The 14,344-nt window shown below is 70.7% G+C and carries 13 protein-coding genes; 3 read left to right on the top strand and 10 right to left on the bottom strand.

Translation table 11 applies throughout. The annotated features are described in order from the left end of the window. The 3 genes from ABZS40_RS17215 to ABZS40_RS17205 form a co-directional block, all read left to right on the top strand. A partial coding sequence (locus ABZS40_RS17215) for a C39 family peptidase (protein ID WP_354944228.1) occupies window positions 1-396 on the top strand: 396 nt, incomplete at its 5' end. A gap of 241 nt (window positions 397-637) precedes the next feature. Continuing rightward, window positions 638-1,552, top strand: a complete 915-nt coding sequence (locus ABZS40_RS17210; protein ID WP_354944227.1) for a DUF1996 domain-containing protein — start codon at window positions 638-640, stop codon at window positions 1,550-1,552. Window positions 1,553-1,623: 71 nt separating this feature from the next. Continuing rightward, a complete protein-coding gene (locus tag ABZS40_RS17205) occupies window positions 1,624-2,253 on the top strand; it encodes a DUF305 domain-containing protein (RefSeq protein ID WP_354944226.1) in 630 nt (209 codons plus the stop codon). A 10-nt stretch (window positions 2,254-2,263) separates the two neighbouring features. Here the strand turns inward: ABZS40_RS17205 and ABZS40_RS17200 are convergent, their stop codons facing one another. From ABZS40_RS17200 to ABZS40_RS17155, 10 genes are all read right to left on the bottom strand, one after another. Next, window positions 2,264-2,914, bottom strand: coding sequence for a DapH/DapD/GlmU-related protein (locus ABZS40_RS17200; RefSeq protein WP_354944225.1), 651 nt, complete (start codon window positions 2,912-2,914; stop codon window positions 2,264-2,266). After that, the gene (locus ABZS40_RS17195) at window positions 2,904-3,701 is read right to left on the bottom strand and encodes an alpha/beta fold hydrolase (RefSeq protein ID WP_354944224.1); all 798 of its coding nucleotides are present in this window, start codon (window positions 3,699-3,701) and stop codon (window positions 2,904-2,906) included. The genes ABZS40_RS17200 and ABZS40_RS17195 overlap by 11 nt, the downstream gene beginning before the upstream one ends. After that, complete coding sequence (locus tag ABZS40_RS17190) at window positions 3,701-4,558, bottom strand: glycosyltransferase (RefSeq protein ID WP_354944223.1); 858 nt, start codon at window positions 4,556-4,558, stop codon at window positions 3,701-3,703. The genes ABZS40_RS17195 and ABZS40_RS17190 overlap by 1 nt, the downstream gene beginning before the upstream one ends. Further along, entirely contained in the window at window positions 4,548-6,767 is a 2,220-nt protein-coding gene (locus ABZS40_RS17185; RefSeq protein WP_354944222.1) for a tetratricopeptide repeat protein, read from the bottom strand. The genes ABZS40_RS17190 and ABZS40_RS17185 overlap by 11 nt, the downstream gene beginning before the upstream one ends. Window positions 6,768-6,932: 165 nt before the next feature. Next, the gene (locus ABZS40_RS17180; RefSeq protein WP_354944221.1) at window positions 6,933-7,754 is read right to left on the bottom strand and encodes a CoA ester lyase; all 822 of its coding nucleotides are present in this window, start codon (window positions 7,752-7,754) and stop codon (window positions 6,933-6,935) included. Further along, a complete protein-coding gene (locus tag ABZS40_RS17175) occupies window positions 7,754-8,941 on the bottom strand; it encodes a CoA transferase (protein ID WP_354944220.1) in 1,188 nt (395 codons plus the stop codon). Before ABZS40_RS17175 ends, ABZS40_RS17180 begins: the two co-directional genes overlap by 1 nt. Next, the gene (locus ABZS40_RS17170) at window positions 8,938-10,887 is read right to left on the bottom strand and encodes an SUMF1/EgtB/PvdO family nonheme iron enzyme (protein WP_354944219.1); all 1,950 of its coding nucleotides are present in this window, start codon (window positions 10,885-10,887) and stop codon (window positions 8,938-8,940) included. Before ABZS40_RS17170 ends, ABZS40_RS17175 begins: the two co-directional genes overlap by 4 nt. Next, complete coding sequence (locus tag ABZS40_RS17165) at window positions 10,884-11,819, bottom strand: ribokinase (RefSeq protein WP_354944218.1); 936 nt, start codon at window positions 11,817-11,819, stop codon at window positions 10,884-10,886. The genes ABZS40_RS17170 and ABZS40_RS17165 overlap by 4 nt, the downstream gene beginning before the upstream one ends. Continuing rightward, window positions 11,816-13,177 carry an ADP-ribosylglycohydrolase family protein gene (locus ABZS40_RS17160; RefSeq protein WP_354944217.1) on the bottom strand — a complete coding sequence of 454 codons (1,362 nt, stop codon included), beginning with the start codon at window positions 13,175-13,177 and terminating at the stop codon, window positions 11,816-11,818. Before ABZS40_RS17160 ends, ABZS40_RS17165 begins: the two co-directional genes overlap by 4 nt. Next, window positions 13,174-14,343 (bottom strand): ADP-ribosylglycohydrolase family protein, encoded by a 1,170-nt coding sequence (locus ABZS40_RS17155; RefSeq protein ID WP_354944216.1) that lies wholly within the window; start codon window positions 14,341-14,343, stop codon window positions 13,174-13,176. The genes ABZS40_RS17160 and ABZS40_RS17155 overlap by 4 nt, the downstream gene beginning before the upstream one ends. Window position 14,344: the final 1 nt, after the last annotated feature.

Here is a 14,344-nt window from a genome sequence, read left to right as displayed (position 1 = left end):
GCCAAGGAGATGGGCACCACCGAGGCCGGCACCAACTCCATCAACGACATCACCCCCGTCCTGAACAAGGAAACCGGCAAGACCAACGCCTACCGGTCCGTGGAAATCAGCAGCCCCGACGCCGACGCCAAGCAGACCGACACCCTGCGCGCCGACATCGTCACGACCATCGACGACGGCCGCGCCGTGGTCGCCAACATCGCCGGCACCAGCACCGACACCAACGGCGTGAGCCACTCGTATGAGGGCGGGCACTACATCAGCGTCGTCGGCTACCACGACAACGGCAACACCGCCACCATCGCCGACTCCGCCGACCCCAACCAAGCCGCCTACCAGATCAGCGTCGAACACCTCGCCGACTGGATCGCCACCCGCGGCTACGCCACCAGCTGACCCGCACCCACACACGACCGAAGGGCCGGACCCCACCACGGGGCCCGGCCCTTCGTCGACTTTTCCACCAACTGCGGCACGTATTGACAATTGTCGACTTCGACGTGAGGCTGAGAGGCAGTGAGAGCGCTCTCTCGCACCGGCCCCAACCGGCCACCACCCAGTCTGGCCAGGCACAACTCCGATGCCTTCGGCGGCGGCGCCGGAGCTGTCCCTGACCCGTTCCCCGACAGGAGTCACGATGGACAGGGCCGCACCCCTCTCCGGCATCCCCCGCCGACTGCGCGTCGCCACGGCGATCGGCGCCCTGCTGGTGCTACTCGGCACGTACCTGGTGTCCACCACCAACCGGGCCGACGCAGCCCCCGGCCGAGCCGGCGCTGACTTCGGCGCCAACGCCATCCGGGTCGCCGAGTTCCCCGCCGACTGCACCTACAGCCACCGGCTGCCGGACGACCCGATCGTCTTCCCCGGGCTGCCCGGGGCGTCGCACATGCACAGCTTCTTCGGCAGCACGGTGACGAACGCCAGGACCACCCTTCCCGACCTGGTCAACTCGCCCACCACCTGCAACCCGCGGGTGGACGTCTCGTCGTACTGGGTGCCCACCCTGTATCGGGACAACGTCGCGGTGGAGCCGTCGATCGCCACGTTCTACTACCTGGGCGAGGGCGTACGCGCCGACGTCGTCGCGAACACCCAGCCGTTCCCGCTGGGGTTGCGGCTCGTCGCCGGCAACGCGAAGGCCACCGGGCCGAACGACAGCATTGCCCGCTGGTCCTGCCTGCACGCCGGGCACGTGCCGCCGTCGAAGAACTTTGTCAACTGCCCGTCGGGCACGATGCTGGAGTCGTACCTGGACTTCCCGCAGTGTTGGAACGGCCGTGACCTCGACTCGCCGGACCACAAGAGCCACCTGGCGTACCCGGTGAACCAGGCCTGCCCGAGCACCCACCCGGTGCACGTGCCGAAGTTGCGCCAGGTGCTCCGGTACCCGGTGACCGGCGACCCGTCGCGGTTCCGGCTGGCCTCCGGGCCGGGCTACACGATGCACGGCGACTTCTTCAACGCCTGGCCGGTGGCGGAGTTGGCACGCCGGGTCCAGGACTGCATCCGTCCCGTCATCAAGTGCGGTCACGACGGCCGACCGATCTGAGCGACAGCTCCAGACGACGGCGGCGGGTCCGGTCACCCGGGCCCGCCGCCGTGGTTGGGAAGGGAGATCGGATGCGCCAGCGCACGCCGTGGACAGTGTTCATCGCCGTGCTGCTCGTCGCCGGCTGCGGCGCCGGACCACGGGACGCGGCCAGCACCACCACACCACCCGTGACCGCGCCACCGGCGACGACCGCGCCGACACCCACGGGTACGGCGTTCAACCCCACCGACATCGCCTGGCTGCAACTGACGGTGGCGATGATCGAACGCCTGCTGCCCGTCCTCGATCTGGTACCGGCGCGGACCACCGACCCGGCCTGGCGGCAGACGGCCACCCAGGTGGCGACCACCCGGCGCGCCGACTTGGATCGCGCCCGCCGGTTACTGGCCGATGCCGCAGCCCCGACGACGAATCCCCACGAGGGGCACGACATGCCGGGCATGGCCACCGGCCAGGAGATGACCGCGTTGCGGGCGGCCAGCGGGCAGCCGTTTCACCGCCTGCTCGCCGGGCACCTGCGGGCGCATCTCGCGCAGTCGGTCCGGATCGCCACGGCCGAGCAGCAGAGCGGAGTCCAGTCGGCGACCGTCGCGCTGGCGGCGGCCGTTGTCCGATCCGGCACCGCCGACCTCGCACGACTCGATCATCTCGAGCCGGAGCCGAACGGGCGGCCGATGCCGCCCAGACTTCAGCGATAACCGAGAGGGTCTACCGCAGCGGTGATTGAATGACCTCCGCGTGAATGCGCTTCCGTTCCTCGAACTGGATCTCGGTCATGATCTCGTTGGTGTTGAGCACCACCGAACCGGGTGGGATTGACTTGGTCAAAGTCGCACCTGCTGCTACGTACGAGCCCTGTCCGATGGTGATACCGCCGACGATTGTGGCGCCGATGCCGACAATCACGTCATCCTCAAGGACTGCGGAGGGTTCGTCTCTCGACCAGTCGAGAGGACGGTTGTACTTGTGGGCGATGGAACCCATCATCGTCACCCGGTCACCCATCCGAACCCGCGTCGGCACGAAGCCGGCGATGCGACAGTCGGACCCAATTTCCACCAGATCATAGACCTTGACGCCATACAGCAGCATCGTTCCGGAACCGATTGTGGTGCGCCTGCCGACGCGTGCGTAGTCGTCGACGAAGCAGTCGTCCCCGATGCTGACACCCTCGTAGACGGTCACGTGATGACCGACGATCGTCCTGCTCCCAATCTTCACCGGCTCAAGCTGGTCGGTCCCCGGGTCGTGGTGGTCGACCGAGAGCCGCCTGTGGGGCACCCCCAGGAGACTCCAGCTACCGACGACGACGCCTTGCCCCATATCGACAGTCGGATGGATGACGCTTTCACCAGTCACTGCCGTCCCCCTCGGCTCGGGCCAATCCGCTGAGAAACTCGACCGTTTCCCGCAGGACATCGGTCTGGTGCTCGAGGAACCCGTGGCCGGCATTCGGCAGGCTGATCAGACGCGACCGGGGTAGGTCAGCCAGAGCCGCCTCGGTGTACGTGTACGGCACGAGTTCGTCGGCGGTGCCATGTGCGGCGAGAATGGGAAGCCGAAGGTCGCGCAGGTCCCCGGTGATGTCGGTCCGTTCCATCTCGTGTACCAGGTTGAAGCCCAGCCGGAACCCATCGAGCAACACATATTCTCGAGCACCGGCTGCCAACTCCCCCCGCGACTCGTCGTTGACGGCGGTACGGGACCACGGCGTGCCAGGGTCGACGAAGGTCGACCTGACGTCGATGACCGGGTTCCACAGCACGAGCCCGCGGACGTGATCGGCGCCTGCCGCCAGGCGTTGGACGGCTGACACGGCACCGAAGCTGGTGGCGAGCAGATACTGCGGCAGCCCATCGCGTTTCCAGGCCAGATCCATGACGGCAGTCAAATCGGCGGTCTCCCCGGCGATGGTCATCTGCTCAGAGGGCAGGTCGCTTCGACCATGGCCGCGGTAGTCGAACCTGAACGTGTTGAAGGAGGCAGCTCTCAATGCAGCGGCCGCACGAACGTACAGGCCGCTGTATTCGTCCCGGTCGGCCGTCAGACCATGGCAGAGGATGACGTCGCCGATGGCCCCCTCTGACTCTTCGACGACGAGGGGCACCGCGTGTCCGTCCTTCGCGGCAACGAACTCCTCCGTCATTACACGTCCTCTCGTAGCGTCATGCGTTCGTAGTTCAGATAGGGAAGCACAAGACGTCCATCCTCTGTCGTCAACTGGTAGTGCGCGTGGCGATACGGCGCGACACGGCCAAGCCAGGAGACAGAAATAATCTTCACGAGCAACGCTCGCTCGGCCCAGCGCCGGAGCGACTCTGACCGTTCCCGATGCAGGTCAGCATGCTTGGAGAGCCCGTTTGGGCTGTCGCGGTAACGGCAGAGGAACGCGTCGACGTGACCAATGACGGCTCCCGACACGTAGGACTTGAGCATGAAGTCTGTCAGCTCCGCACACGGCTTCGCCTCGTCGAAGCCCTCAATGCGCTTGAAGGCGGAGGCACGGACCGCGAAGGGGTGGCCGATGAACACGGAGTGGAACAGGGGGTTGGTCGGCGCGAGGTAATGACGTTCGTAGAGGCGGTGGTACGCAGAGCTGTCGATGTCGCGCAGCACGTGGCGCAAGAACCGGTCGTACCGGCGGGAGTTGCCGTAGACGATGTCGTAGTCAGGCTCGGCGGCGAACCTGCCGGACACCGTCGCCACACATTCGGGCTCATACGCGTCGTCACCGTCGAGGAAACAAAGCACCTCACCGGTCGCCACTTCGGCGGCCAGGTTGCGCGCCGCGCCGACGGGTGTGCGCTCCGGTGCCGTGATGACGCTGACGTCGAGCCCTGCGCAGGCATTGGCAATCAACCGATCCAGCTCAGGACGGCTGTCCTCCCGCACGACGATGACCTCGTACGCCGGGCCACCCGTCTGCACCGCCAGGCTGGCGAGCGCCGTCTCGATCCAGTCGTCGACGAGATGATGAGTGGTGACGATGACACTAGTGTTCAAGCTGGCCGTCCCCCAGTGAGCCCGTGGCGGTGCCGATCTCCCTCCGCAGCAAGGTCGTGCGCCCAGGCGCCGCGACGGCCGCCTTGCTCGCGGCTTGCAGCAATGCCCGAGCCGACTCCCGGTCCTCCCTTAGCGCCGTCAGCCGCCCCAACCCGAGCCGGGTCCAGGCGAGGTCGAGGTGGTGCTCATCGAGTAGGCGACTCTGCAGCGCGATGGAGCTCTTCAGCAGCGGCACGCTGGCTGCTTCGTCGCCGAGCGCCTGCTCGGCCAGCGCGAGACCCGTCCAACTTCGGGCAGTGTGCAGATGAACGTGACCGAGGGACATCTCGCGTGCTCGCACTGCGGACATGAAGGCATCCCTGGACTCTTGGTATCGACCGGCACCGTAGTACGCCCAGGCCAGTGCGTGGTGCGAGCGAGCGACCTCCGGATGCTGAGCGCCCAGCGCGTCCTGCCGTTCGGCAAGCACCGCCAGAAACTCGGCGATTGCGGAGGGATAATCCTCCAGGTCGGCCCGTGCACCGGCCCGGCCGGATCGAGACCACCACAGGTCGGGATGAGGCGGCGACATGCTGGCATAGATCGCCATGCTCTCTTCGATGAGATTGATGGCCAGTTGAGGGTGCCCGAGGTCCCGGAGAACGCAGGCCGCGCCCGTCGTCGCCCAGGCATAGACGGCCGACTCGGGGCCATCCGTTTGTTGCGAAATCGCACGCGCCCGTCCGTGCAGTCTCAATGCCTCGCGCGGCCGACCGTAGTCGCTGAGGACAACAGCCTGGTCGTTGAGTGCTGCCGCGGCCTTGCGCCGAAGGTCATGACCGGACGAGTCGAGATAGATGCCCGACGCGGCGACAAATAGTTCACCGGCCACAGGAAGCTCGCCGATGCTCCACGCGAATCGTCCACACGCGTGCGCCGCGTCGCCCATCTCCTCGCTACGCATACCGAGGCGACGTCCGTGCTGGCTGGCGGCGAGTATGTGGGAGAAGATCGGCGCCGCCCGCGGCCAGACGCTGACGTCCCAAGGTCGCTCCGGGAATCGCCGCACGAGGGCGCTGAGCAGCGCTGCCAGCAACTGCTGCGCCCGCTCCTCAGGCTGACTCTCACGGATGAGGGTCTGGACGAGGTAGTGGACGGAGATCACGTCCTTGCCACTGGCCATCGAGATGAGCGAGTAGCGGGTGAGTGCCGCGATGGCTTCACTGAAGCGGCGAGCATCCAGGTTGGTCGCCTCGCGAAGCAGCGGGAGCGGCACCGCGGAGTTGTCCAGATAGGAGGCTGTTCCGAGGACGGCTGATGCGTCATGGGATATCGCGGCAGCACCTTGGAGTGCCGTGTCCAGTGAGTGGATGACGCTGTAGTGGCTGGCAGACAGGACCGCGGAGCGCTCCATCAAATGCCGCGCCGATTGCTTCAGGTGCTCAAGGTAATCCCAATACGGGATGTGCGTTACGCGAATGTAGCTCGCTGCTTGATCGAGGGCCAACGGCAGGCAGCCGAGCTCGGAGGCGACCATCCGTGCCCCATCGAGATCGGGATTTCTGGTGCGGTTAATCAGGTAGGCCGACCCTTCCTGCAAGGACGGAACGGTGGCCTCCACCACGCTGTTTTGGTGGTCCTCCCAAACGGGATTGTTTGAGGTGATGATGACGTGTCCGGTGCGGGGGACACTGCGCGGCATGAGCGAGAGCAGGACATCAGTGTGCCGGGCGTTGTCGAAGATGAGCAGCCACCTGCGACGGCCCTCCAACCAGGTCTTGACGTCGTTGGCGAGCGCAACGGGCGTGCGAGGGTCGTCGGGTTGCACAAGCCTGGTGGCGCCGGCGAGCTGACCGAAGCCGGACACGACGTCCTCGGCGCTGCTGGCGTTGATCCACCAGACGATCTGGTAGCGCCTGCGATGTCGGTGGGCGTACTGAACGGCGGCCTGACTCTTCCCGATACCGGGCATCCCGGTGAGGATGCACAGACCTCGACACCGGCGCAAGGTCCGACGGATCGTCGCCACCTGACGCTTCTCCGCGATCAGGATGTTTCGTACCGGCAGCGGTATGTAGTAGACCTCGACCCGCGCTCGACCGAACAGTTGCCCGATTCCGCTCACGGCGGCGTCGCTGACCCGGGTGCCGGCAGCCCCGAGCACTGCGGCGGCGAGAGTCAACAACAACCAACTGCCCCACTGCGGCCATGACTGGAGGACACTGTCCATCAGTCAACCCTGGCCGGTACGAGCACCTCTACGCCTCCGTCGTCAGCCGGGTACCGCTGGTCCCGCCGGATCGTAGGGATCAATCTAACACCCCTATAAGCCCAAAGTAAGACTGTGGTTGTCGTGAGTGACCGGCGCAGTACCGTAGGATTTCGAGGCCCCGATTCAGGCTGCGTAGCGGGCGGCGAGGTCCACGACGCGCCGGGCGGCGGCCACCATCGCCCGGTCGGCGAACCGGCCGTCGGGCAGGACCACGGTCCCCGAATCCCGCTGCTGCGCGTCCGCGACGGCGGCCAGCAGCTCCGCAGCACGGGCCACCTCGCGATCGGCCGGCCGGAACGCCTCGACGATCACCGGAAGCTGGCGCGGGTGGATCGCCGCCCGGCCGAGGAAGCCGAGCCGTCGACCCGCCGTACAGGAGGCGGCCAGCCCGGCGAGGTCGACGACGTCGGCGTACACCGACATGGCCGGCGGGGTCAGACCGGCCGCGCGGGCCGCGACCACCACCCGGCCGCGCGCCCAGAGCAGCCCGTCGTCGTCGTTCACCCCCAGATCCGAGCGCAGGTCGGCCTCACCGAGCCCGATCGAGGCCACCGCCGGGTGGGCAGCGGCGATCGGGTACGCGGCCTCCAGCCCGACCGCCGACTCGATCAGCGGGTGCACTGGCACGTCGACCCGCTCGGCGAGGGCCGCCAGCGTCGCGGCCGACTCGACCTTCGGCAGCCGCAGCCCGGCCAACCCGGGCCGGCCGGCCACCGCCGCCAGGTCGGCATCGAGGTCCGGGCCGGTCAGCTCGTTGACCCGGACCTGCACGGGCACCTGGTGCGCCTCGGCGAGGAACTCGGCGACCGCGTCCCGGGCGTACGCCTTGCGCCCGGCGACCACGGCGTCCTCCAGGTCGAGGATGACCGCGTCGGCGCCCGAGGCGACCGCCTTGGCGAACCGGTCCGGGCGGTCGCCGGGCACGTAGAGCCAGCTCAACAGCATCAGAGCACCCCCCGCTCGCGCAGCGCGGCCAACTCCTCGGCGCTCACACCCAACGCGCCGAGGACCGCGTCGGTGTCCTGGCCGTGCCGTCGGCCGGCGTGCCGGATCTCGCCGGGCGTCTCGCCGAGGCGGAACGGCACGTTCTGCATCCGTACCTCGCCCAACTCCTCGTCCGGCACTGTGCGCACGGTGCCCAGCGCCGCGTACTGCGGGTCGGCGAGGATGTCGCGCACGTCGTAGACGGGGGCGACCGCCGCCTGCGCCTCCTCGAACGCGGCCACCACCTCGTCGCGGTCCCGTTGCGCCACCCAGGCGCTCACCGCCGCGTCCAACTCGTCGGCGTGGGCGGCCCGCCCGCTGCCGGCGGCGAACCACGGCTCGTCGAGCAACTCGGGGCGGCCGACCAGCCGCAGCACCCTATCGGCGATGCTCTGCGCGCTGGTGGAGACGGCCACCCAGCGCCCGTCGGCACACCGGTAGGTGTTGCGCGGGGCGTTGTTGTTGGACCGGTTGCCCAACCGGGGCTGGACGTAGCCGAGCTGGTCGTACCAGGTGATCTGCGGCCCGAGCATCGCCATGATCGGCTCGATGATGGCGAGGTCGACCACCTGCCCGGCCCCGGTGAGGTCGCGGGCCCGCAGGGCGAGCATCACCGCGTACGCGGCGGCGAGCGCGCTCACCGAGTCGGCCAGCCCGAACGGGGGCAGGGTGGGCGGCCCGTCCGGTTCCCCGGTGGCCGCCGCGAAACCGCTCATCGCCTCGGCGAGGGTGCCGAAGCCGGGCCGGCGGGCGTACGGGCCGACCTGCCCGAACCCACTGATCCGGGTGATCACCAGCCGGGGGTTGACCGCGTGCAGCTCGGCCGGTCCGAGCCCCCACCGCTCCAGGGTTCCGGGGCGGAAGTTCTCCACCAGCACGTCGGCGTCGGCGAGCAGCCGGCGCAGCAACGCGGCGCCGTCCGGGTCGGAGAGGTTGAGGGTGACTGTGCGCTTGTTGCGGCCGAGCACCTTCCACCAGAGCCCGACGCCGTCGCGGGCCGGGCCGTGCCCCCGCGACGGGTCCGGCTTGGCCGGATGCTCCACCTTGATCACGTCGGCGCCGAAGTCACCGAGGAACGCCGCCGCGAGTGGCCCGGCGAAGAGGGTGGCCAGGTCGACGACAGTGACGCCGTCCAGTGGCGCGGTCACCGGGTCACCTCCGACAGGTCGGCCGCGCAGCGGAAACCGACCTGCTCGGAGCGGGCGAGACCAGCGCCGGTGAACAGCAGCTTCACCGAGACGTCCGCCGGTTGTGGGCCGCCGTCGAGGTACCAGTCGGAGCCTTCCGCCCGGTACTGGGCGCCACCCTTGAGGATGGCGAAGCGGGTACGCCCGTCGGAGTGCTCGCTCTCGGTCAGATTCCACACCAGGGGTTCCCGTCGCACGAGCAGCCCCGCCTCGGCGGCGACCTGCCACTCGTCCTCGGTGGGCAGACGCAGCCCGGCCCACGCCGCGTACGCCCGCGCGTCGGCCAGCTCGACTCCGGTCACCGGGGCGTCGGCCGGACCGGAGCCGGCGGTGAACCGCTCCGGGCGCACCGGAACGTAGTCGGTGGCGCGCAGGAACTCGGTGTACTCGCCGTGGGTGACCTCCTGCACGGCGATGGCGAACCGGCCGAGCGCCACACTGCGCCGCAGCGTGCCGGGGTGGTGAAGCCGGGGCGGCAGGGGCTTCCACTCGTCGACGTAGGGCGCCTCGCCGTACAGCCCGGTCTCCCGTACCCGGTGCCGGACGACCAGGTCGTGCCGGCCGCCCTCGACGGCGACCAGGCCCGGCGGCACCTGCGGCCGGGGCGCCCACGGCGTGCGGACGCGCACCGCGGCGCGGGCCGGGAAGGACGGGTCGCCGGTCGGCGGCTCGTGCCGCTGCGCGGCGGCGACTCCGCGCGTCACGGCCGCGATCGCGCCGGCCGGGAGCGGGCCGCCCACCGCCAGTCGACCGTCGGCGGTCTCGGTGACGCTCAGCTCGGCACCGGTGACCAGGTCGACGAAGTGTCGGCCGTCGCTCGGGTCGGTGATCAGCCACCGGCCGTCGTGGTCCGCGCCCCGGTTCACCACCGTCCACAGCGGCTCGTCGTCGTGCGTCCAGCGGGACGCGTACACCTGGCCGTCGCCGGGATGGTCGGCGAGCGGCTCCCAGTCCTCGGCGCGCAACCACGCCGCGTGGCTGGCCTGCACCCGGCGCATCGCCCGCAGCACCGCGCGGTCCCGCTCGTTCCAGCCGACCCAGACGCCGAAGACGCTCTCCCAGACCAGCACCCCGACGCCGTTGAGCCAGGCGGAGTGCAGCTCGTCGAGGTGGTCGCGGTGCCAGCGCCGGGTGTGGTGCAGCACGTGCCGTCGCTCGAACCACTTCGCCCGCAGCACGCCGGGCACTTCGGAGTCGGCGAACCACTGCGCCCAGGACATCGCGTGGTCGGCGATGCGGGCCAGCGGCACCCGGCTCTCGCCCTCCAGGACCATGCCGGGGCGTACCGCGTCCAGCGCGGCGCGCAGCTCCCCGGCGCCCTCCTTGAGGGTGTCCAGGAAGACCCCGTCGACGCCGAGCTTGCCGGCCAGCGTGGCGACCTCCTCGGCGTCGCTGCCCGGCTCGCGCCGGGTGCCGGTGTCCCACGGGTTGTAGTCAACGAAGACCCGCACCCCCCGCTGCTGGAACGCGCGCACCACCGCGGGCAGCTCCGGGACGTCCCGGTACCAGTCGAACTGGTTGCGGTCGTCGAGGCCGATCACCGGGTACGCGTGCCACAGCACCACCCCGTCGAAGCCGCCGAAGTCCAGCCCGGCAGCGTCGAGGAACGCGTCGACGGTGAAGACACCGCGCTCGTGGTCGTAGAGGGTCTCGTCCCAGAGCCAGGCCAGGCAGACGCTGAAGCAGTCACCGGCGATCTCGTCGTAGTGCTCGCCGACGTAGCCGATCCGGTCCCGGGCGTCGACCCGCCAGCGGGCGATCTGCTCGCGCCAGGCCGGCCAGTCCGCCGGGTCGGGCGGCGCGGCGAAGATCTTCGCCTCGTCCAGGGTGCTCAGGTCGGCGTGTCCGCCCAACGGCACCTCGGTCGGCCGGTCGATCGGGCGTGGGACGTACGGGTTGAAGCTCACGGTGCACCTCGGTAGGTCGCGTCGTAGAGGGCGTCGATGGCCGGCCGGTCGGGCAGGGCTGTGGACGCTCCGTGCCGCTGGGCGCAGGCCGCGCCGGCGGCGCAGGCCCAGCGCAGGCTGGCGGTGACGGTGTCCTCGCTGCTGGCGCCGCGTTCGGCCCAGCTCACGGCGAGCGCGCCGGTGAACGCGTCACCGGCAGCGGTGGTGTCCACGGCGTCGATCTGCGGCGCCGGGACCGCGAGACGCAGGCCGTGTCGATCGGCGTACGCGGCCCCGCGCGCGCCGAGGGTGAGCACCACCCGGGGCACCAGCTTCAGCAGGGCATCGAGCAGGACCGGTGGGTCGTCGGAGGCGACCTCGGCGACGACAGCCGCCTCGTGCTCGTTGACCACCAGCACGTCGACCAGGTCGAGCAGGGCGGTGGGCAGCGCGGCGGCGGGCGCGGCGTTCAGCACCACTGTGGTGCCGTCGGCCCGGGCCCAGTGCGCCGCCTGGAGCACGGCGGTCAGCGGCACCTCGAGTTGCAGCAGCAGCACGTCCGCCGCCGCGATCGTCGCCTGGTCGTCCACGTCCAGCTCGGTCAGCGTGCCGTTGGCGCCGGGCGCGACCAGTATGAAGTTCTCCGCGTCCCGGTCGACGGCGATCAACGCGACACCCGAGGGGCCGGCGGCGGTCCGCAGACCACGAACGTCCACGCCGGCGTCGACGAGACTCGCCCGCATCCGGGTACCGAAATCGTCGTCGCCGACCGCGCCCACGAAGTCGCAGGCCGCTCCGGCCCGGGCGGCGGCGACGGCCTGGTTGGCGCCCTTGCCGCCGGGTACGGTCCGGAAGTTCTCCCCGAGCACCGTCTCGCCGGGGCGGGGCAGCCGCGACGCCGTGACCACCAGGTCCAGGTTGCTGCTGCCCACCACCGCCACCCGCGCGCTCATGCCACGCTCCCTTCCGTCGCCGGCTGCGCCAGGGCGAGGGTCCGCTCGGCCAGCTCGTCGAAGCCGATCCCGTCGAAGCCGGCGATGCTGCTGGCCAGCCGGTTGCGCAGCGGGGCTACCCACCGCTGCGGCAGCCCGGACGCACCGCTGAGCGCACCGGTCACCGCGCCGACCGTCGCGCCGGTCGAGTCGGTGTCCCAGCCGCCGCTGACCACAGCGGTGATGGACCGTTCCAGGTCCCCCCGGCCGTACGCCAGGGCCGCGGCCACCAGCGCCGCGTTGTTGCGGACGTGCACCCAGTGCAGGTGGCCGTGCCGTGCGTACAGCTCGTCAACCACGCGCTCCCAGTCGTCGGTGCCCGCGCCGAGGGCGCGTGCCTCCCGAACGGTGACGGCGAATCGGCTACCCGGCGGTAGAACCGCCTCGGCGGCGTCCAGCACCTCGTCCACGGTGTCGGCCACCGGCGCGGCGGCGGCCAGGGCCGCCGCCCAGAGCGCGCCGTGCACCCCACCCCGGACGTGGCTGACCGTCGCGTCCCGCACCGCCAGCTCGGCGGCGCGGTCCGGGCGGCCGGGGTTGACCCAGCCGTACACGTCGGTGCGGATCTGCGCGCCGATCCACTCGCGGAACGGGTTGTGCCGGCGGGCGCTCTGCGGTGGCGGGTACCCGAGCAGCAGGTTGCGGTAGGCCACCCGCTCGGCGGTGAAGACCCGCCCAGCGGGCAGCCAGTCCAGCCACGCCTGCGCCACGTCGGCGCTGGCGAAGCCCCGACCGTGCGTCTCCAGCACGCGCAGGGCCAGCAACGCGTAGTTCAGGTCGTCGTCCTCGGGCATCCCGTCGATGTTCTCGGCGAGGCTGGTCGGCGCGCTGCGCCGGTTCCACGGCCAGCGGGCGGCCACGTCGGCCGGGAGTCCCGTCGCGGTGAACCAGTCGCGCAGTGGCCACCTGCCGGTCGCAGTGAGGATCTCCCGAATGCCCTTGCGCGGAATCTTCTCCACCGGCTTGCCGAGCAGGCACCCGACCGCCCGGCCGAGCCACCCGCCGTGCAGCCGGTCGTACGCCGCCTCGGTCGGCAGGGACCATCTGGCCGGCCAGCCGGCGCGCAGCGAGGCCAGGTCGTCGGCCTCGTCGGCGGTGTCGGCGGCGGGCAGCGCGTCGGCGGCGTCCAGCAGCTCCGTCGCGAGGGCCCGCAGCTCCGGCGGCACCGGGGTCACCGACGCCCCGCTGACCGGTGGGGTCAGGTCCCCGCCGGCCGCCGTCCACCGCTCGGCGATCGCGGCGACGTCGCGCCCCTCGTCCCGGCTGGCCGCCAGCTCGTGCGGCAACAGGTCCTCCGGCTGGACCCAGGTGATCCTCACCGGGTTTCGCCCCCAGCCCCCCGGGTGGCACCGGCGGCGAGCCCGGCGAACCGCTCCGCCCGGCGGGCGAACCGGGTCTGGTCGCGCTCGAAGACCTCGCCGGCCACCGTCGCGAGGACCCGGGCCGGCTCCACCAGGTCGGTCTTGGAGGCGGTGGCCACCACGTCGGACCACTCCGACGGCACCGCGTCGGCGCCACCGAGCGCCCCGGCGATGGCGGCGGCCATGGTGGCGGTGGAGTCGGCGTCCCGGCCGTAGTTGACCGAGCCGAGAACCGCGGCCCGGAAGTCGCCGCCAGCCACCACGAGCATGCCGAGAGCCACCGGCAGCTCCTCGATGGCGTGCAGCCGACTGGGCCGCCGCGCGCCGAGCCCAGGGCTGCGGTACTCCTCCCCCACCGTGTCGTAGGGGGCGACCGCGGCCCGCAGCGCCGGAATGGCCTGCTTCCAGTCGTGGTGGCCGCGGGCCTCCTTGACCACCGCGTCGATGGCCGCGCGGGTGCCGTCGCGGGCCAGGTCCAGCGCCGCCGCGACGACGTCCTCGACGTCCGCGCCGGGAGTCGCCGCCGCCGCTACCGAGGCCGCGAACACGGCGGCGGCCTCCCGCCCGTAGCTGTGCTGGTGCGCACCGGCGATTTCCACCGCCTCGGCGTACGCCCCGGCCGGGTCGCCCGCGTTGACGATGCCGACCGGGGCCATGTACATGGCCGCGCCACAGTTGACGATGTTGCCGACCCCGGCCTCACGCGGATCCGCGTGGGCGTGGTGCAGTCGGGTGACCAGCCACCGTTCGGCGGCCGCGAGCCGGTGGAAGGTCACCCCGTCGCGCTCCAGGTCGGGGATGTACACCACCCGCTCGATCAGGTCGGGAACCAGCAGGTCCACCACGTCGTACGCGTCTAGGTGGTCGCGTTTGGCCGCGTACGCGCGGACCAGGGCGTGGGTCATCAACGTGTCGTCGGTGATGTGCCCGTCGCCCTTGTGGTACGGCGCAAGGGGTCGCGCTGTGGCCCAGTCGGCGTGGTACGGGGGCACGATGCCCTCGACCCAGCCGCCGAAGCGGGTACGGATCTGCTCAGGCAGCGCCGTCTCGGTGGCGCCACCCAGGGCGTCTCCGACCGCGGCGCCGACCAGGCAACCGACCGATGTGTCGAGCAAGAGTGACATG

This window comes from Micromonospora sp. NPDC005324, from assembly GCF_040607155.1.
GTDB classification, from domain to species: domain Bacteria; phylum Actinomycetota; class Actinomycetes; order Mycobacteriales; family Micromonosporaceae; genus Micromonospora; species Micromonospora trifolii.
Note: the sequence above shows the minus strand (reverse complement) of the source record. Positions and strands in the feature narration are given on the sequence as shown.